This window comes from Brevibacillus sp. M2.1A (genome assembly GCF_013284355.2).
GTDB lineage: Bacteria > Bacillota > Bacilli > Brevibacillales > Brevibacillaceae > Brevibacillus.
In genome coordinates this window covers 488,788-506,499 of the sequence record NZ_JABSUY020000001.1, presented here as the reverse complement: position 1 = coordinate 506,499, position 17,712 = coordinate 488,788, and the positions used below count along the sequence as shown (strand labels likewise).

Sequence of the window (17,712 nt, the reverse complement as noted above, 5' to 3'; positions counted from 1 at the left end):
AACAAGAGCCCTCATCTGCTTCTGATCAAGAAGCTGCACAGGATGTACAACGATCGATCTTACGTATTACTGGCAAACGACTATTGAAATGAGGTATGCAACGTGAAAATCGACGTTAATCAGTTAGCGGAGCATTTGGCACACATTCCTTTTCAAGTAGAAGGAGTATATCGATATGCGAAAAATCTAGGTGTACCTTACGCTGAATATACAGATTCTTTTCCGGGGTTTGTGTTTCCACTTACAGGGAAGGTACAATTTCAATTTAATGGAACGCCTTATATCTTTTCGCCAGGAAAAGTTGTGCATGGCGGTGCAAGAATGAAACTAGCTCAAAAAATGTTCGGTAACACAAACTGGGAATATATCCTTGTTTTATACCGGATATATAACTCAGAACTAGAAGAGACAAGCTTTTCCCATCAGCATTTTGAATTATCAACGGGTCAATCTCCTCGTCTGATTGAATTAATTATGCGTCTTTGGCATGTGTATAATCAGCCTGGTGGCATTTCGATGTTTCAGACCGAAATGCTGTTTCGTGATGTACTGAATGAAACCTTATTATGTGTTGTGAATAGGCAGAATAGCTGTGAATCACAAACTTTGTTCGAACGGGTATCTCATTATATTCATGAATACTATGATCAAAGCCTTACAATAGCATCGCTTGCAGAACAATATAACGTGAATCGAAATCGACTGTCTTATGTATTTAGAAGACATGCAGGTATGGGACCAGCGGAATACATATTAAAACATCGTATAAACATGGCGCAAGAAATGCTATTTACAAGTGAAGCGTCTGTACAACAAATTGCACAAACGGTTGGAATTGCTGACCCGTTTTATTTTAGTAGAGTGTTCAAGAAACAACTTGGTATCTCTCCTACTGAATATCGAGAGAAGTTCATCAATAATCCATGCTAATTTCAACAGGCATCCATTCTCATCTAAAAATTCCTTTTCTATACTAATGGCAAACGAAAGATAACATGATGTTGGAGGAATTTTCGTATGCAAAAGATGAAAGGCCTGCTAATCTCCATGTTATTAGTAGCAGGCATACTGGCAGGTTGTAATGAAACACCTGCTGAAAATAAAGGATCAACGACAGAAGGCGCATCTACAACAGCAGGTAAGGTAGATACAACTGAATGGCCAAGAACATTTAAGGATGCCTTAGGTAAAGAAATTGTTATTGAGAAAAAACCAGAAAATATTGCTTCATTATGGTATTTTTATCCTGAAATACTAGTTGCATTAGGTGAGTCGCCTGCTGCTTCTACTGAAAAAGAGTATCTATCTTCTTTAACCTATTTAAAAGGAAAGCTGGATTCTGCTGATGAATTAGGAGAAAAATTATCACCTAATATTGAAAAAATCCTATCGATAGAGCCTGACATTATTTTAGCAACTGAGAATCATGAAAAAATGTATGATTCACTAGGAAAGATTGCGCCAGTCATTACGTTAAAATCCAAGGACATCTATGACGATTGGCAATATGGACTCCGAACAGTAGCCGAGATTATTGGAAAAGAAGATGAAGCGGAAAAAGTCATTGATAAAATGATGAAAGAAATCATAACTGGGCGCGAAGCATTAAAATCGATTGAAGGAGAGTCAGTAGCCCTTATATTGTCGTGGGATGGAAAAACGTTTAATGTCCTGGGTGAAGGAAATCCGGTCTATATACTTGCGTTTGATAAAGAGAAGGGACTGGGACTTACACCAGACCATATATTTAAAGGTACGACTAATAAATTTACTACGTTTGAAGGAATATCAACGGTTGAAGCAGACCATATTTTCCTTATCGGTGACATTACCAAAAAGGAAAAATTAATGAATGACTTAAAACAAAGCAATGTGTGGAATAATCTCAATGCCGTTAAGAAAGGAAATGTTCATTTAATGGATACGTCCGCTATTACTGGTGGCCCATTAGCTATCGAATACGCTTTACAAAATATAACAAGTGCCTTGCGTAAGCTCTAAAAAGTCGAGAAAAATGAGGAGGGATTCACATGCATTACCAAGCTATTAATCTGAATGAGAAGCTATCTACATTCAACGATCTCTGGTCTCCGAAAGTCGTTGCTGAAATAAATGACTATCAATTTAAGCTCATTAAGATTGCTGGGGATTTTATGTGGCACGGGCATCAAGGGACGGATAAGGTATTTATTGTGCTCGAAGGTGAGATGTTCATTGCTTTTCGTGATGGCCAAGTAAAAATTTCCAAGGGTGAGATGTTTATTGTCCCGGGGGGAGCCGATCATAAGCCTTTCGCCGAAAAGGAATGCCATATCATGCTGGTGGAGCCTAGAGGCGTAATAAATACTGGCGGTACTGAGTCCGAATGAACAGCAGCCAATGCGAAAACGCTATTCATAGACACACAGCTAAAACTACTTTTGCTGGAATGAGAAGCTCTGTGGCAGCTCCTTCTTACTTTTCGCCGATAGATCCGTTAAGGTGAGCCTTATCATATGTCAGATAAACTAAAGGGAGAACGACCATATGGCCTTCTCCCTTTTGCTATTGAGCTTTAGCCAACCCAAGGCAGAGGTATACAATTCCAACAAAGTTTTCCATTCTCATAGTATGATTATATTGAGCTAAGATCGAACACGCAAAAGGGCGGGAGACAATGAACGAATTACAAAAAGAAGCGCTGGAAGAGATGAAAACGGCGATTCATAAATGGTTTGATGAACAAGAGAATCGAAAGAACGCAGAAGAACTGGTCTTACGCACCACGCTGCAAGTAGGCATCTTTAACTTTATCCAGCTGGATTATCGGCCGGGCAGGACTAGGGTTGAGAGTTCGAAATCTGTGGGGAGTGCCGCAGGCAAAAAGTCGATGAAAGCTTCACCCTTTACGCGGGAGCAGATATTGCATGAAGTTCATCCCCTGCTGGTGGAAATCGTAAGGGAGAGGCTGGACAAGCTGGAAACGTTGCCGTTGATCAACTACCGTTTTACCTTGCAAGGAACTTTCGCAACGACGGACGGGCTGGTGGAATTAACGGTGCTGGAAACTGTATATGAAGAGAAAAAGCGGCAGCTTCTGGAGCGAATTCAGTCCTATATCGAGGAAAAACTGGAGAAGGGCTCTAACCCGACAAACAGGCTGGAAACCTTCTTTTTGGCGCGTCATCTGCTTGATCCGCATTTGTTCTTTGGAACAACTGGACTCAACCCATGTGACGCTCAATCAGATTTTAAAGGACTTGGGTCTGGATGTTCTGCTTTCCGAGGGAGACTTGAAAAACGGCGGAAGTATTGGATTTGATATAAAAAATGCTAACGGCACGTTTCGAGCAGAAATTGATATTGCCTGCTCAGCTCTAATCGATCTTTCAGCCATTGTGTTGGAGTCTCAAAAATCAGGCTATGTCGATTTGCATGATTTGGATGAGGATAGGCAGCCGCGCAAACTTTATATAGATGCCTCCGAAGAAAAAAGGAACCTGCTTCGGGATGAATTGTACAAGTTTTCCCGTGACCCGCTGGCTTACGAATTAGCCGAGCTTGTTCCGGCCGATGAAATGAGAGAGCTTGCGGAAAAGGCAAAAATGATCGCAGATGAGCTGGCACCGTTAAGCTGAACCATACCACAAGTAACGGCAAAATTTTTGATACAGCGGCTTCAAATCGCACAGGATAGGAGAGAATTACGGTGCAACTTTCAGATTCCACCCATGACGAAATTACCGTGTTGTGCAAACAAGGCGATGATTTGGTGAGAGCAGGCAATCTTGAGGAGGGCAAGAATAAGTACGTCGCGGCCCTCAGATTATTGCCGGAAAATCATCGAGAATGGAAGGCCGCAACGTGGATATATGTGGCTATTGGGGATGTCCATTTTCAAATGAAGAATTACGATAAGGCATTCAAGTGTTTCTTTAATGCTGTACAGTGTCCGGAGGGGTTGGGCAATCCCTACATTCATCTTCGGCTAGGGCAATTATATTACGAGCAGGAAAACCTTGAAAAAGCAGCAGATGAACTGACCCGGGCTTACATGGGTGCCGGGATTGCGATCTTTATGGAAGATGACCCAAAGTACCTTGAGTTTCTGGAGACAAAAATAGAGATTTGAAGTTCCTGGATTAGAAAGGAGCTGCACCACAAGAGAATGGATCATCCCTATGTAATCTTACCTGAAGAACAAGCGCCCAATGGTATAGAGCATTGTGAGATTTGCGAACTATCCAAGCAGCGGAATCGTGTCATCTGTGGTGAAGGAAATCCGAAGGCTCCACTTATGATGATTCTGGATAATCCCGGAGCACGGGAGGATCGAGAAGGAAATTCAACACGGCAGGATATAGTTGACGAATTGCCGTATCATAAGTAAAGGAAAGTTTTTACCGTTGTATTCAAAAAGGCCCCATAGTAGCAAGGGGCCTTAGCGTTGTTTATTCACATTACTGCTTTTTGGAACCAAACATACCTACTTCGCCTTCATAGTATCAGAAGTTCTCTAATACAATTTTTCCAATAGCCCGTCCAGATTCCAACTTCTCATGCGCGAGACGCAGGTTTGCTGCATTGATAGGCTCCAGTCGTTCAGTCAGCGTAGTTTTTATTTTTCCATCATCGATGAAGTCTGCCAGTTCATTCAACAAGTCGTGTTGTTTGATCATGTCATTGGTTTGAAGCAAGGACCGTGTAAACATGAACTCCCATACAAACGTTACACTTTTAGAAAACAGCAAGTCCATTTTCAAGCTCCCTGCCCAGGTAGCCTTATTTGTAGGAACAATAGAGCAAATTTTACCTTGGGGGACAATGACTTCCGCCATATTTTCAAGATGTTGAACAGTATCATTCAAGCAAAAGATATAATCGACGGCGTCAATACCAACTTCTTTGAGTTGAGGGAGAAAAGGGTTGTTGTGGTTTATGATAAAATCTGCGCCGAGACCTTTAGCCCATTGAATTGACTCTGGACGTGAAGCAGTACCGATGACGGTCAAACCTGCTAATTTTGCAAGTTGAATAGCAATCGATCCTACTCCTCCAGCTGCACCGATAATCAGTATGCTTTTGTTTTCACCTGCATTATTTAGGCTAATTCCTAAGCGATCAAAAAGGCCCTCCCATGCAGTTATCGAAGTAAGTGGTAATGCGGCGGCGGCAGCGAAATCCAAGCTTCGCGGCATATTTCCCACAATTCGTTCATCAACTAAGTGGAATTCACTGTTGCTGCCTGGTCGAGACACACTGCCCGCATAATAGATTTTGTCCCCAGGTTTAAACAATTGGCAGTCAGGACCGACTTGTTCTACGATTCCAGCGGCATCCCAACCAAGAATTTTCGGTGAATCGGCTTCGTAGTTATGACTTTCGCGGACGCCTACGTCTGCTGGGTTGACGGAGATTGCTTTTACCCGTACAAGCAAATCGCGGCCTGTAGGTTCCGGTTTATCCAAGTGCAGATCAACAAGGCTTTCCGGATTGGATATAGGGAGGTACTGGTAAGCACCGACAGCTTTCATCTTTTGGTGAGTATTCATGTGTATTCATCCTCTCAAATAGGAAATGTTGTATAGTTGCATTGTAAATCGATTCAATTACTTTAAGTAAGTACGCATATTTTTATGGTATAGTATTAAAAATCAAACCATTGGGGGATAAGCTGATGGGAGACCGAAGAAAGAAATATGGAGCAAGTCCAGATATGCAAGCATGTCCGGTTGAAACAACGCTGGATGTTATTGGTGGGAAGTGGAAGGGGATCATTCTCTATCAGCTCCTGAACGGAACGAAAAGATTCAATGAATTCAGGCGCCTCAATCCGGGAATCACGCAGTTTATGCTCACATTGCAGTTAAGAGAGCTTGAACGGGATGGCATTATCCATCGCGAAATATATAAAGAGGTTCCTCCAAGAGTGGAATACTCCCTTACTGATTTCGGAAGGACTCTGGAACCAGTCATTATGTCAATGAAAGTATGGGGCGAGTCCTATAAAGTCCGGCTTAATGAAAATCCAGCGATACAAGAGGAAGAGAGTGAAAGGCAAGTTGAGCAGTAACCGAAGAGCGGGAATGTTTGAGTAAAAGTTCAGGGAGGGAATAGTTTAGAAAATAGGTAGAATATTAAAGTGGGGAACATGATGAAAGCGATCTTAATCGACGATGAAGAGTTGGCACTAAATTATTTAGAGCATCAGTTATTAAATATCGGCGATTTTGAAATTGTTGGCAAGTTTACAGATCCGATGATTGGTAAACGTGAGATTGAAAAAAATGAGATTGATATTGTCTTTTTGGATATTCAAATACCAAAGCTAAACGGTATCGAGTTGGCCGAACAGCTTTTGGAAGTGAAACCTCAATTACAAATTGTCTTCGTCTCCGCATATGAGCGATATGCGATTAAAGCATTTGAGCTGAACGCCCTTGACTATGTCTTAAAGCCAGTAGGCAAGCAACGTCTGCAAAATACAATGAAACGAATTCAATCGATGATGGAGGAACAGGCGACCTTCTCCCTTCAGAAATCGGAGAATTTACAAATGACTCTGTTTCAACAAGTAACGATTGTAGATGGAGGCCAGGAAATCCCACTTCGTTGGCGAACTGCCAAGGTGCAGCAGTTGTTTTTATATTTGGTTCAACACAGGGGAACAGCGGTTAATAAAACGGCGATCATTGAGTTGCTTTGGCCAGAGCTTGAACCGGAAAAAGCCTATCATCAATTGTATACGGCTATCTATCATATTCGCAAAACGTTGGCGCCATTTAGTAAATACTTCCAAATCAGCAATACATCAGAAGGGTATAAGGTAAGACTAGATCAAACCATCTTGGATGTGGATCAGTTTGAGCGTTTTTTTCGCTCAGATTTATCCTTATCTGCGGAGACGATTGGCGAGTATGAACAAGCCATAGCTTTGTGCAAAGGAGATTATTTGCAAGAGCATCATTACATATGGGCAGAAAGCGAGCGTCAAAGATTACAACTGCAATGGGTGCAAACCGCCGTGAAAATGGTGGATTGGTATTACGCCAATGATGAATGGGACAAAGCCATCACGCTATGTTTGGACATTTGTCAGCGTTATCCGCTCGAGGAAGAAGCTTATTTTTTCCTTATGAAAATATTTGCTGACATGGGAAGGCACTCTTCCGTTCACAAGCAATATGATCAATTAACGAGTGTGTTATGGAACGAATTGCAAGAACAGCCTAATCCGGCTATTACAGAATGGTATGAACTTTGGAAGCAGAAAAATAAGGAATAAACCAAGTGGCTTATTCCTTATTTCGGGATTCTAAAAGTGACGTTCGTACCTTGTTCAGGTGAACTATCAATCATTAATCCCTGGTTATATAGTTGTTTTAGACGCCGTTCAATATTTCGCAGACCTACGCTTGCTCTTTTTTTGCCATGCCTTGTTTGGCTGAAAAGTTGATTCAGATCTTCCTCTGTTATCCCTTCCCCATCGTCTTGGATTGAAACTTCGAAATACTCCTCTTTGTCTTTGATGTGAATCGAGAGTGTTCCTCCACTTGTGCGTTGCATTAAGCCGTGTTTGATTGCATTTTCGACTAGTGGTTGTATGGATAAGGGCGGTAAGCCAAAATCAAGATCAGGGTCCAGATCCCATTCCACTTGCAATCGATCGCCAAATCGTTGCTTCTCGATATACAAATAAGATCGAACGAGATCAAGTTCATCGTGAAGCGAAATAATGGGTTCAGAATTATGAAAGTCGAAGCTCAAACGCAAATAGTTGCTAAACTCATCAAGCAGTGCCTGCATTTTCGTGAAGTCCTGGAGTCCCAAGGCGGCAATTGAATTCAATGCGTTAAATAAAAAATGAGGTTCGATTTGTGATTGTAACCATGCTCCTTCCATACGCAAACGTTCATCGAAGGATATTTTAAACTCTGTTAAGGCTTTTACTCTCGCCTTTAATTCCCAAGCATCGACGGGTTTCTTAACATAGTCGTTCGCCCCTGCTTGAAAGCCGGCTACAATATCCTCGGAGCGATTGCGCGCGGTCAAGAGCAGGACAGGCAGTTCTAAAACAGAGAATCGTTCCCGGATGATGCGTGTTAGTTCATAGCCGGATACGTGAGGCATCATGACGTCTGAGATGACCAGATCCACCGGTTTGCGTTCCAGTATGGACAGGGCTTGCTGAGCGCTGGTTGCCGTACTTACTTCATATTGATCTGATTCAAGCATTTTGCGGAGGATGTTCAGGTTAATACTGTCGTCATCCACAACGATAATTTTTGCTTTTCTATTCATAGAAGAAACCGTTTCTATCGGTGTCGTGATTCGATCCGTCGTTGCAGCGACCATTTCTAGGGAAGTCTGCATCCATGTCTGAGCGCTGTTTTCTTCTATTGGAACGGAATCTGTAGCTAGTGGGAGTGTAAAGGTAAAGGCAGAGCCTTTTCCCAGGGTGGACTGAACCGATAGCGTACCGCCGTGCAGCTCGACCAACTGTTTGGAAATATGTAAGCCAAGCCCGAATCCGCCACTTGCTCTGATTGAATTCAGTTCCGCTTGTTCATAAGGTTGAAAAATGGTTTGCAAAGCTTTTTCCTCGATACCAACCCCAGTATCCTCTACTTGGATATGCGCAAATCCGTTAGACGTTGTCGCGCGAATTGTGATGGTTCCTTCATCTGTAAATTTAATGGCGTTATGCACCAAATTGAAAAGAATTTGAATCAGCCGGTTTTCATCTCCCCGAACAGAAGGAAACGAATCGTCTATTTCCACTTTTAAAGCAATCGGCTTTCCGTCCAGCATCAGTTTCGCCATATCGAAAACACCAGCGAAGATAGACTGCAGGTTTAATTTTTTCTCATGCAGGCGAATGGTGTTCTCTTTTAATCGGGTTACATCCAGCAGATCATCTAGCATGAGCGTCAGACGTCTACTGACATGCAGGAGAATATCCAGACGCTTTTTGTGTTCTTCATGAAGGGGATTGTTTTTATCCTCGATAATCGCTTGTGTGATATTGATGATGCCGTGTAATGGGTTTCTCAGTTCATGAGAAGTATTCACCAAAAATTCGTCCTTGCGCTTATCCTCTTGCTGTAATTTCTCAGCAAGATGTTTCGTCTCAGTCGTTGCCCGGAAAAATCGTCTAAACCAATATGCCGCAAAAGCAAGTACGGCAAAGATCAGGTTGAAGGGGTAGTGAATAAATTCTAAGCCTAATATGCCATAAGCAATTGTCCAGATCACATTCACCCCTACAAACAAGCAAGCTAGCAGGAGAAATATAATGTCTTCCTTGTCCCGAATGGCTTTCCAGAGTATGTAGGCAGAAAGAATGACGGATAGAAGCATGACGATAGAGAGCATTCTCACCGCTAAGATAGTTCCAGCAGGTACGAAGAGGATGAACATGGCGTATAAGCTGCACAAGCCACCGAAACCTTGTAAAATCCTTCTGTTCAGATAGGCAGGAAGTAGATGATGAAACAAGGCAGGTATGAAGGCGACTGCACCAACATAGACGAGATACGTCAACTTAACTGTCCAATCATAATCGAGTTGCAACCAGACAAATAACAACTTGTCATCGGCTGTCACCACAGTCAATATTCCACAAATCATGACCAAAGAGAAATATACCAAGCCTTTATTTCTGGCACCCAAGAAGTACAGGAGCAAGGCATATAAACTATGGATCAGAAACACGACGAGTAATAATAGTTGCAAACTGATGGAGAGGATCGTCCGCATCTGTACAGCTTCTATCGTACCGAAGCGAATAGGTTTTGTGATTCCTCCTGCCCCGGCATCATTGGAAGCATGGATAACCAACTCTATTTGGCCTTGTTCTGGTGTCAGTTTGACAGTATAGGGAATATTGCGTGATTGATGCTCTATGAAGCTGGTTGCCGGGTGTCCCACCTGAGAGACTAATTTCCCATTGGCATAGATGGCCGAGGCAGTTCGAAGCTCATTGATCCTGATCCCAAGTGTCTGTTCCTGTTCCGGATCAAGCAAGATGCGTAGTCGATATGTACCGAAGTGGAACGAGTCTGGTATACCTTCCTTCTCAACAAATGCTTCATCCCATCGATTGGGCACTTGGAGGTATGTCTTTTCCTCAGGTTTCTTCAGATCGTTTCCCTCTATGAACTGAGAAGGGAAGAACTCCCACTCCCCATCCAACCGTAATGTTTGGTATCCCGAGAATTCCCACCCGCGTAAATCAAGCACCCCTTGTACAGCGACTGGTTTTTCAGCGTAGTCAAAGGTGGTGAGAAAACTCATCCAGAGTAAGCGAATGGCTGTCACCATTAGTAGAGCAACAACGATCATTTTCGTCCATTTCCAGGCGACTGTTTTCATATCATTTTGTACCCTCAATTCGTAATAGTAGCAACCTCTTAATCCCCCAATTATGGATGTAAGTCATGCCCCCCTCTAGGTTCGGTTATTAGCAAGTTGAAGAACAGGTTGGCAATAAACAATACTTGTCTATGTTTGGGACAGTTTCATTATTCTCATAAAGAATAGTTTTCGACAAGATATTCAGGACACCTCTTAAAAACAATCCTTGGGCGGCAGATGCGATTAGAAGAGCGAATGAAGCAGGGCTGATGAACGATTTTTCGAATGGCACGTTCAATCCGGGAGGCGGAATCACGCAAGGAAATGGCGACCATCGTATACAAATATCTGGGATTAAATGGAGACGGCATGCCGAACAACTTCTACGATGTGCCAGCAGATCACTGGGCAACTCAGATTATTGCGGCAGTAAGTAAAGAAGGCTACTTGGCCGGCTATCCTGATGGTACATTCCAACCCCAAAAGACATTGACTCGAGCAGAAACGGTCACCATCATCAATCGTTTGCTGAACCATTCGCAATTAAGTTCAGTAATAGGACAAAGCTGGCCGGATGTACCTCCAACTCATTGGGCGTACAAAGATATTGAAGCAGCAACCAAAAAGTAAAAAGAACTCTCTTTCCTAATCCAAGAAGACCGGAGTGCATATTTTATATGCTTCTCCGGTCTTTTTTGACTACTCTCATAATCGCTATGTATGAAGATTCATTCACATATACTGCAATTCGGGAAATTCCCTTGCAGGTAGGAATCCCATAGGTTATTGATAAATTCAATATTGATCTTGTTTTCAAACGCCTTGGAAATAAGACCAAAGTCATCTGACGCATACCCTGCCAGCTCTGAATTCTGGGTTATCCGAAAAGTTTGCTTGAATACAAATTCCCTAATTTCTCTGATCACAGTATTTTCAGAGGGGTCAATTTCATCAACTTTTTTGTAACCAGAACTCCATGCCGTATCAAATTCAACAGCATCCCTAGCGTCTAATTCAGCGTCCCAATCAACATCTTTATGGAAGACATTCTCTAAAAAACGGTCATGACTGATGATCGAAAGTATCTCACTCGCTGTTTTCAACGGAATTCTACCCCCTTCCATAATATACTAATGGGGATCGCTTTGTAGCACAATGGGATGTGACTCAGTTTTTGCAAACCTCAACAGGATCATTCATGGGTATCCGGCTTCTTTTACGTACTCGTTGCCGCGATCTGGGACATGGCAAATTCCCCTTGATTATAAGGGGAGCACTAGCGGATTTCGAGCATCTATTGTGGCCCGTGCTCGTTTTATTGAGGATTTGGTCACCGAACAGCTCGGGCAAGGCGTCACCCAGTACGTCATCCTCGGCGCTGGCCTCGACACCTTTGCTCAGCGCCGACCGAAAATCGCCTCTCAGATGCGGATCTTCGAGGTCGATCAGCCAGACACGCAGGGTTGGAAGAAGCAACGCTTGAGCGAGCTGGGCTTTGGCATCCCCGAGTGGTTACGATTTGTGCCTGTTGACTTTGAGGCAGGCTGGTCCTGGTGGGAGCAACTCAAGAACTCCGGCTTTGATGCTAGCCGACCAGCTGTGGTAGCATCCACTGGTGTCACTCAGTACCTTACCCAGGATGCGATTGTGGCTTCGCTGCGTCAAGTAGCGACGCTTGCTCCGGGCTCCACGCTGGCTATGACGTTTTTGCTCCCCTTCAACTTTACAGAAACTAAGGAGCGGCCCGAAGTTGAAGAGGCAGAAAAGGGAGCGCGGTCAAGCGGCACGCCTTTCATTAGCTTTTTCACACCGCCGGAGATGCTGGCGCTGGCCCGCGAAGCAGGTTTTCGAGAAGTCCGGCATGTTTCCTCCGCAGAACTTAACCAGCGTTACTTTACTGGCCGCACCGATGGTCTTTCACTGCCAAACGGAGAAGAATTCCTGATCGCCACTACATAGAGTCGAGACTTATTTTGGTAGGGGATAGAAAACTGCATATAACTCTATTTGATTAGCTACGGTGTCTTTCAGATAACCGTAGCTTTTTCTATGGTACCACCCCGGTTCCTACTCTGTGGACCGGACCTTTTTATGCTGTTTTCCAACGATTAGTAAAACTTATGATGACAATAACGAATTCCAATTGCTCGGATTCTACTCGCTGTGGTAGCTTAAAGTAAATAATCATATAAGATTACTCGGAATTAATTTTTTCTCGTGTGAGGTGCATATCGTTGGTACTTAAGGTGACAGACAGTCCTTTCAGTCAGGAACAAGTAGAGCTCCTAAATCGGTTGTTGCCTACGCTTTCGGAGGTGCAAAAGGTTTGGCTGAGCGGGTATCTTGCAGCTCTTCACAAAGTGGAAGCACCGATGTCCGCTGGGTTTCAAGCCACTTCAGCTACGAATGGGCAAGTCATTTCCAAAGAGGTGACAGTGCTTTTCGGGTCTCAGTCCGGGAACAGCCAAAAGCTGGCCAAGGTGCTGACTGGAAAGCTTCAGGAGCACGGCTTCCACGTAACTCTTTCCTCTATGAGCGACTTCAAGACGAATGCGTTGAAAAAGGTTGAAAACCTGCTTGTCGTGGTAAGCACACACGGGGATGGTGAACCACCCGATAACGCCATCTCCTTCCATGAGTTCCTGCACAGCAAAAGAGCGCCTAAATTGGAGGGCCTGCGTTTTTCCGTGCTGGCATTGGGCGATACCTCCTATGAATTGTTCTGCCAAACTGGCAAAGAGTTCGACAAGCGGTTGGAAGAGCTAGGCGGCAAGCGTCTAACTCCACGGGTCGATTGCGATGTGGATTACGATGAACAAGCCTCTGAATGGATGAATCAGGTCCTGGCCTCTCTGAGCGAAACTACGGCGACCCAAGTTGCTGCTGCAAGCGCAATCGTGAGCGGTGCAGTGGGGTCAGGGTCACAGACCGAATATTCACGATCCAATCCATTTCAGGCTGTGGTCTTGGAGAACTTGAATCTGAACGGACGGGGATCAGATAAGGAAACCCGTCACTTGGAAATCTCCCTTGAGGGTTCCAATCTCGAGTATGAACCGGGTGATTGTTTGGGGATCTATCCTAAAAATCATCCTGGCCTTGTCCGTGAGCTGATTGACGCAATGGGTTGGAAGCCGGAAGAGCTTGTTACGATAAACAAAAACGGGGAAGAGCTCCCGTTGGAAGAGGCCTTGTCCAGTCATTTTGAAATCACGGTTCTCACCAAGCCTCTCTTGGAACAAGCGGGAAAGCTATCATCAGGAACCGGGTTACAGGAACTGCTTGCGGAAGGACAGGAGCAAAAGCTTCGTGATTATGTTCGAAATCGCGATTTGCTAGATCTGGTGGAGGACTACGATTTGAAGGGCGTGCCTGCCAAAGAATTTGTCTCCATCCTGAGAAAGCTACCGCCGCGTCTCTATTCGATCTCAAGCAGCTTAAAGTCCTACCCGGACGAAGTCCATCTGACAATTCGCAATGTTCACTATCAGGCTAATGGCCGAGATCGCTACGGCGTTTGCTCCAGCTATATCGCGGATCGTTTGGAGACGGGTGATACGCTGCCAGTATTTGTTCAGCATAACCCCAACTTTAAGCTACCGGCTAACCCGGACATTCCGCTGATCATGATTGGTCCCGGAACGGGTGTCGCTCCATTCCGCGCTTTTCTGGGGGAACGGGAGGAGCTTGGAGCGACGGGCAAGACATGGCTTTTCTTTGGCGACCAGCATTTCTCCACAGATTTTCTTTATCAGCTCGAATGGCAGCGTTGGCTCAAACAGGGCGTACTGACGCATATGGATGTCGCGTTCTCTCGAGATACGAGCGAAAAAGTGTATGTTCAGCACCGGATGCTTGAAAAGAGCAAAGAGCTTTACCAATGGCTGCGGGATGGGGCGCACGTTTACGTATGCGGAGACGAGAAAAAGATGGCGCACGACGTTCACGCTGCCCTGGTCAGCATTCTTCAACAAGAGGGCGGACTTGATTCAGAGGAAGCTGTTGCGTATTTGAAACGGATGCAGCAGGAAAAACGCTATCAGCGAGATGTCTACTGAGTGTTGAGAAAGAATGAGAGGGGAGATGTAACCATGTCAGAAAATCATTTGCTTTCGCCAAACAGTGCTCCTCACAGCGATGTAGAGGACATTAAACGCCGAAGCGATTACTTGCGGGGAAGTCTGGCGGAAACGCTGGAAGACAGGATTTCTGGGTCGATTCCTGAGGATGATAATCGCTTGATGAAATTTCATGGCAGCTACATGCAGGATGACCGGGATCTTCGCAACGAACGGAGCAAACAGAAGCTGGAGCCGGCCTATCAATTCATGGTGCGTGTGCGTGCCGCTGGTGGCGTTGTCACGCCAGAGCAATGGCTCATGATGGACGATATCGCCCAGCAGTTTGCGAATGGGACGATTCGCCTGACGACTCGTCAGTCTTTTCAACTGCATGGCGTGATTAAGTGGAATATGAAGCAGGTGATTCAAGAAGTAAACGAGGCCTTGTTAAGTACATTGGCTGCTTGTGGGGACGTCAACCGCAATGTCATGTGCAATCCAAATCCGTACGAGTCGGAAGTTCATCAAGAGGTTTACGAGTGGGCCAAAAAAATAAGCAATCATCTGGACCCCCGAACCCGCGCCTATCATGAAATCTGGCTGGATGAGGAAAAGGTTGTCGACAGTCGGGATGGGGTAGAGCAAGAACCGATCTACGGCCCTGTCTATCTGCCGCGCAAGTTTAAGATCGGCATCGCCGTACCGCCTGCCAATGATGTTGACGTTTTTTCACAGGATTTGGGCTTTATCGCCATTCATGAGGAAGGTCGATTGTTAGGCTTCAACGTTGCGGTCGGAGGCGGAATGGGAATGACCCACGGCGATCCCAAAACGTATCCGCAGGTGGCGCGGGTAATCGGCTTCGTTACACCGGAACAAGTATTGGAGGTCGCCGAGAAAACGGTCATGATCCAGAGAGACTACGGGGATCGCGCGGTACGAAAGCACGCTCGGTTCAAATATACGATCGACGACCGCGGTATTGAATGGTTTATCCATGAACTGGAGCAGCGACTGGGCTGGGAGCTGGAGCAGGCACGCCCCTATCGCTTCGAGCATAATGGCGATCGCTACGGTTGGGTAAAAGGGAGCGACGATAACTGGCATTTTACCCTTTTCATTCAGAATGGCCGTGTAAAAGACGAGGACAACTACCTCCTGAAGTCCGGACTGCGGGAAATTGCCAAGGTGCATACAGGGGATTTCCGCCTGACGCCGAATCAGAATCTCCTCATTGGAAATGTCACCAGTGAAAAGAAGCCGGAAATTGAACAGATCATTCAAGCATACGGGCTCACGGATGGAGCTGCCTATTCTGCACTGCGGAGAAACTCCATGGCTTGTGTTTCGTTGCCGACTTGCGGACTCGCGATGGCTGAGGCAGAGCGTTATTTGCCTACATTGCTGGATGAGATCGAGCTGATCTTGGATGAGGCGGGTTTGCGCGATGAGGAGATCGTCATTCGCATGACAGGATGCCCAAATGGATGCGCAAGACCTGCACTCGCGGAAATCTCTTTTATTGGGAAGGCTGTCGGTAAATACAACATGTATTTGGGCGGTGGTTTCTCCGGGAATCGATTGAACAAGCTGTATCGTGAAAACATCGGAGAAGCAGAAATACTGAATGAACTGCGGCCGATCTTAAATCGGTATGCGAAAGAACGTGAGGAAGGCGAACATTTCGGAGATTTCGTCATTCGGGCAGGGTATGTGAAAGAGGTCAGATCAGGGCTCGATTTTCATGAGTAGTACGGCATAGCAATCAGGGATTTGCTCGCAATCAGTGGAAAAAAAAAGAAGAGCCCGCGACCATGTGGGCTCTTTGTTGCTTCCCAAGTATTTTAGGCTTCCCGTATCTGCTGAATCACTTCCGCAGCGAACTGATCTGTAAAACGGATGTGTCCATTTTCCTGTACGATCCGGCCTTCCTCCTTGCGACGATCCAGCCATTCGCTAATCCAGCCCGGAGCATAGCCGCCTTGACCGAATTCCCCGCCAAAGGCAATCATTTTCTCATAGACAGCGAGGTACTGTTCACGAGTGGTATCGGGGTATGACTTTGTGTATAGCCAAAACTGCACATCGTACATCAGATACGAAAGTTCATCTGCATGAAAAGAAAAAAAGCCTTTTTCCTCTACAATCCGTGTACAAATGCTGCGTATTTTCTGTTCAATTTGTTCCACTTCCGATACGGGAGTGCACAGCTCCTCCAGCAAAGAAGAGAATTTCCCGTGGGCTACTTTGTAAAGAGCCGCTTCCTTGTCCTCCTCGGAGGTATCGTATTCTTCTTCGTTCACCAAGCCTCTGATAAACGCCTCGAAATTTTCAGCCAAGAACGTAATTTCATAATCGCTTTCCTGATCGACGTGGATGACTTCGGGTTCACCATCTCTACCGCATGCCCGGTAATCCAGCATCACTACGTCATGACCTGCTGAAGGACAATCGCAGATGACAACTCCAATGTCGGGATATCCCCATTCCTCAATCATAAATCGACTGCCAAGATCCCCACAGAGCGAATAGCTTTTCTCTCGACCAATGCCCAGAATACCCGTAATGGCAATGTGATCCTCAGCCCAGGAGGTAGGGTCTTCTGTTGGAAAGCACGTGTTCTTCGGAACGCCGCCATTTTGTTGCTTCATTAGTGCAAGATAGGAGGCAGGGAGTTTGTATCCCAGCTCTTCCTCAATCGATGCGATCAGTTCATCCGTGGGTGGCGCGGATTGATATGCCTTTTTCGCGTACTCGCTGTCATCCCAAAAGTCTTCAAGTGACATGTTTGAAAAAGGAACTTCCTCCGATGCTGAACCTTCAACAGCCGCTGCCCTTTTAGCAGCCATCCGAAGCTCTTGTCTTTGCTGCTTCTCCGCTTTTTGCAAGCTCCACCTTAACCATGATTCAGTATTCTGATTACCGGTTTCTAACTTGTCTGAGGTACGGAATGACTGTGCCGCCTCTTCAAATCGTTTCAAATGATAGAGGGCATAGCCTACCCGAAAGTGCCAGACTGGGTCTTGTTGACCTGCTTCAGCAATTTTCTTTAATTGGTTGAGAGCTTCTTCATATAGACCCAAGTTGTTATAAGCTCTTCCCAGTCGGCTGACCGCCTCATACTCTCGCTCCTCCTCAGGAACGGTTAGCAGCAAGTCCACAATTTGCTGGTGTTCGTCTTCTTCATGCCAGCAATTCAATTGTTCGATAAGTACCTGATCCATTGCAAACCTCCTAAACGATTCTTTTTCTTAGATCCCAGCCACGCGAATCTACCACCATCTACCAAATCATTATGTATTCATATAAGATTAAT

General features: G+C 45.1%; 17 protein-coding genes and 1 pseudogene. 14 read left to right on the top strand and 4 right to left on the bottom strand.

Annotated features, from left to right (window positions below; translation table 11 throughout):
* Positions 1–102 precede the first annotated feature (102 nt).
* The 7 genes from HP567_RS02225 (at position 103) to HP567_RS02195 (ending at position 4,369) form a co-directional block, all read left to right on the top strand.
* On the top strand, positions 103–930 hold the full coding sequence (locus HP567_RS02225) for a helix-turn-helix transcriptional regulator (RefSeq protein ID WP_173611671.1): 828 nt from the start codon (positions 103–105) through the stop codon (positions 928–930).
* Between the two features lie 87 nt (positions 931–1,017).
* On the top strand, positions 1,018–2,001 hold the full coding sequence (locus HP567_RS02220) for an ABC transporter substrate-binding protein (protein WP_173611672.1): 984 nt from the start codon (positions 1,018–1,020) through the stop codon (positions 1,999–2,001).
* A 29-nt stretch (positions 2,002–2,030) separates the two neighbouring features.
* Complete coding sequence (locus tag HP567_RS02215; protein ID WP_047070248.1) at positions 2,031–2,369, top strand: cupin domain-containing protein; 339 nt, start codon at positions 2,031–2,033, stop codon at positions 2,367–2,369.
* Between the two features lie 287 nt (positions 2,370–2,656).
* Positions 2,657–3,301 carry a DUF6138 family protein gene (locus HP567_RS02210; protein WP_229087855.1) on the top strand — a complete coding sequence of 215 codons (645 nt, stop codon included), beginning with the start codon at positions 2,657–2,659 and terminating at the stop codon, positions 3,299–3,301.
* Complete coding sequence (locus tag HP567_RS02205) at positions 3,213–3,617, top strand: imm68 putative immunity domain-containing protein (RefSeq protein ID WP_229087854.1); 405 nt, start codon at positions 3,213–3,215, stop codon at positions 3,615–3,617. Before HP567_RS02210 ends, HP567_RS02205 begins: the two co-directional genes overlap by 89 nt.
* A 71-nt stretch (positions 3,618–3,688) precedes the next feature.
* Entirely contained in the window at positions 3,689–4,111 is a 423-nt protein-coding gene (locus HP567_RS02200; protein WP_173611673.1) for a tetratricopeptide repeat protein, read from the top strand.
* 36 nt (positions 4,112–4,147) lie between these two features.
* Positions 4,148–4,369, top strand: a complete 222-nt coding sequence (locus HP567_RS02195) for a hypothetical protein (RefSeq protein ID WP_370647950.1) — start codon at positions 4,148–4,150, stop codon at positions 4,367–4,369.
* 115 nt (positions 4,370–4,484) lie between these two features.
* Here HP567_RS02195 and HP567_RS02190 read toward each other — a convergent pair whose 3' ends face one another.
* The gene (locus HP567_RS02190) at positions 4,485–5,531 is read right to left on the bottom strand and encodes a zinc-binding alcohol dehydrogenase family protein (protein ID WP_173611674.1); all 1,047 of its coding nucleotides are present in this window, start codon (positions 5,529–5,531) and stop codon (positions 4,485–4,487) included.
* A 125-nt stretch (positions 5,532–5,656) separates the two neighbouring features.
* Here HP567_RS02190 and HP567_RS02185 point away from each other — a divergent pair, with 125 nt between their 5' ends.
* Both HP567_RS02185 and HP567_RS02180 read left to right on the top strand, forming a co-directional pair.
* Positions 5,657–6,052 carry a winged helix-turn-helix transcriptional regulator gene (locus HP567_RS02185; RefSeq protein ID WP_173611675.1) on the top strand — a complete coding sequence of 132 codons (396 nt, stop codon included), beginning with the start codon at positions 5,657–5,659 and terminating at the stop codon, positions 6,050–6,052.
* A 78-nt stretch (positions 6,053–6,130) separates the two neighbouring features.
* Positions 6,131–7,264 (top strand): response regulator, encoded by a 1,134-nt coding sequence (locus HP567_RS02180; RefSeq protein WP_229087852.1) that lies wholly within the window; start codon positions 6,131–6,133, stop codon positions 7,262–7,264.
* A gap of 17 nt (positions 7,265–7,281) precedes the next feature.
* On the opposite strand, the gene HP567_RS02175 is transcribed toward HP567_RS02180, so the two are convergent.
* Positions 7,282–10,353: a hybrid sensor histidine kinase/response regulator gene (locus HP567_RS02175; protein WP_173611676.1), complete on the bottom strand. Its 3,072-nt coding sequence runs from the start codon at positions 10,351–10,353 to the stop codon at positions 7,282–7,284.
* Between the two features lie 164 nt (positions 10,354–10,517).
* On the opposite strand from HP567_RS02175, the pseudogene HP567_RS29940 reads away from it, so the two are divergent.
* Positions 10,518–10,610, top strand: a pseudogene (locus tag HP567_RS29940) (hypothetical protein); the annotation flags it as partial.
* A gap of 10 nt (positions 10,611–10,620) precedes the next feature.
* The gene (locus HP567_RS02170) at positions 10,621–10,965 is read left to right on the top strand and encodes an S-layer homology domain-containing protein (protein WP_173611677.1); all 345 of its coding nucleotides are present in this window, start codon (positions 10,621–10,623) and stop codon (positions 10,963–10,965) included.
* 98 nt (positions 10,966–11,063) lie between these two features.
* Here HP567_RS02170 and HP567_RS02165 read toward each other — a convergent pair whose 3' ends face one another.
* Positions 11,064–11,438 (bottom strand): hypothetical protein, encoded by a 375-nt coding sequence (locus tag HP567_RS02165; RefSeq protein WP_173611678.1) that lies wholly within the window; start codon positions 11,436–11,438, stop codon positions 11,064–11,066.
* 52 nt (positions 11,439–11,490) lie between these two features.
* Here HP567_RS02165 and HP567_RS02160 point away from each other — a divergent pair, with 52 nt between their 5' ends.
* The 3 genes from HP567_RS02160 to cysI all read left to right on the top strand — a co-directional run bounded on the left by HP567_RS02160 (position 11,491) and on the right by cysI (position 16,148).
* The gene (locus HP567_RS02160; protein WP_255675265.1) at positions 11,491–12,294 is read left to right on the top strand and encodes a class I SAM-dependent methyltransferase; all 804 of its coding nucleotides are present in this window, start codon (positions 11,491–11,493) and stop codon (positions 12,292–12,294) included.
* 275 nt (positions 12,295–12,569) lie between these two features.
* Positions 12,570–14,393: an assimilatory sulfite reductase (NADPH) flavoprotein subunit gene (locus HP567_RS02155; protein ID WP_173611679.1), complete on the top strand. Its 1,824-nt coding sequence runs from the start codon at positions 12,570–12,572 to the stop codon at positions 14,391–14,393.
* A 33-nt stretch (positions 14,394–14,426) separates the two neighbouring features.
* Positions 14,427–16,148, top strand: a complete 1,722-nt coding sequence (cysI, locus tag HP567_RS02150; RefSeq protein WP_173611680.1) for an assimilatory sulfite reductase (NADPH) hemoprotein subunit — start codon at positions 14,427–14,429, stop codon at positions 16,146–16,148.
* 92 nt (positions 16,149–16,240) lie between these two features.
* Here cysI and HP567_RS02145 read toward each other — a convergent pair whose 3' ends face one another.
* Positions 16,241–17,620 (bottom strand): SMI1/KNR4 family protein, encoded by a 1,380-nt coding sequence (locus HP567_RS02145; protein WP_173611681.1) that lies wholly within the window; start codon positions 17,618–17,620, stop codon positions 16,241–16,243.
* Positions 17,621–17,712 lie beyond the last annotated feature (92 nt).

Coding starts and splice junctions, on each gene's coding strand:
- HP567_RS02220 (WP_173611672.1), top strand. CDS start 1,018: ATGCAAAAGATGAAAGGCCTGCTAATCTCCATGTTATTAGTAGCAGGC.
- HP567_RS02215 (WP_047070248.1), top strand. CDS start 2,031: ATGCATTACCAAGCTATTAATCTGAATGAGAAGCTATCTACATTCAAC.
- HP567_RS02210 (WP_229087855.1), top strand. CDS start 2,657: ATGAACGAATTACAAAAAGAAGCGCTGGAAGAGATGAAAACGGCGATT.
- HP567_RS02195 (WP_370647950.1), top strand. CDS start 4,148: ATGGATCATCCCTATGTAATCTTACCTGAAGAACAAGCGCCCAATGGT.
- HP567_RS02190 (WP_173611674.1), bottom strand. CDS start 5,531: ATGAATACTCACCAAAAGATGAAAGCTGTCGGTGCTTACCAGTACCTC.
- HP567_RS02185 (WP_173611675.1), top strand. CDS start 5,657: ATGGGAGACCGAAGAAAGAAATATGGAGCAAGTCCAGATATGCAAGCA.
- HP567_RS02180 (WP_229087852.1), top strand. CDS start 6,131: ATGATGAAAGCGATCTTAATCGACGATGAAGAGTTGGCACTAAATTAT.
- HP567_RS02175 (WP_173611676.1), bottom strand. CDS start 10,353: ATGAAAACAGTCGCCTGGAAATGGACGAAAATGATCGTTGTTGCTCTA.
- HP567_RS02170 (WP_173611677.1), top strand. CDS start 10,621: ATGGCACGTTCAATCCGGGAGGCGGAATCACGCAAGGAAATGGCGACC.
- HP567_RS02160 (WP_255675265.1), top strand. CDS start 11,491: ATGGGATGTGACTCAGTTTTTGCAAACCTCAACAGGATCATTCATGGG.
- cysI (WP_173611680.1), top strand. CDS start 14,427: ATGTCAGAAAATCATTTGCTTTCGCCAAACAGTGCTCCTCACAGCGAT.
- HP567_RS02145 (WP_173611681.1), bottom strand. CDS start 17,620: ATGGATCAGGTACTTATCGAACAATTGAATTGCTGGCATGAAGAAGAC.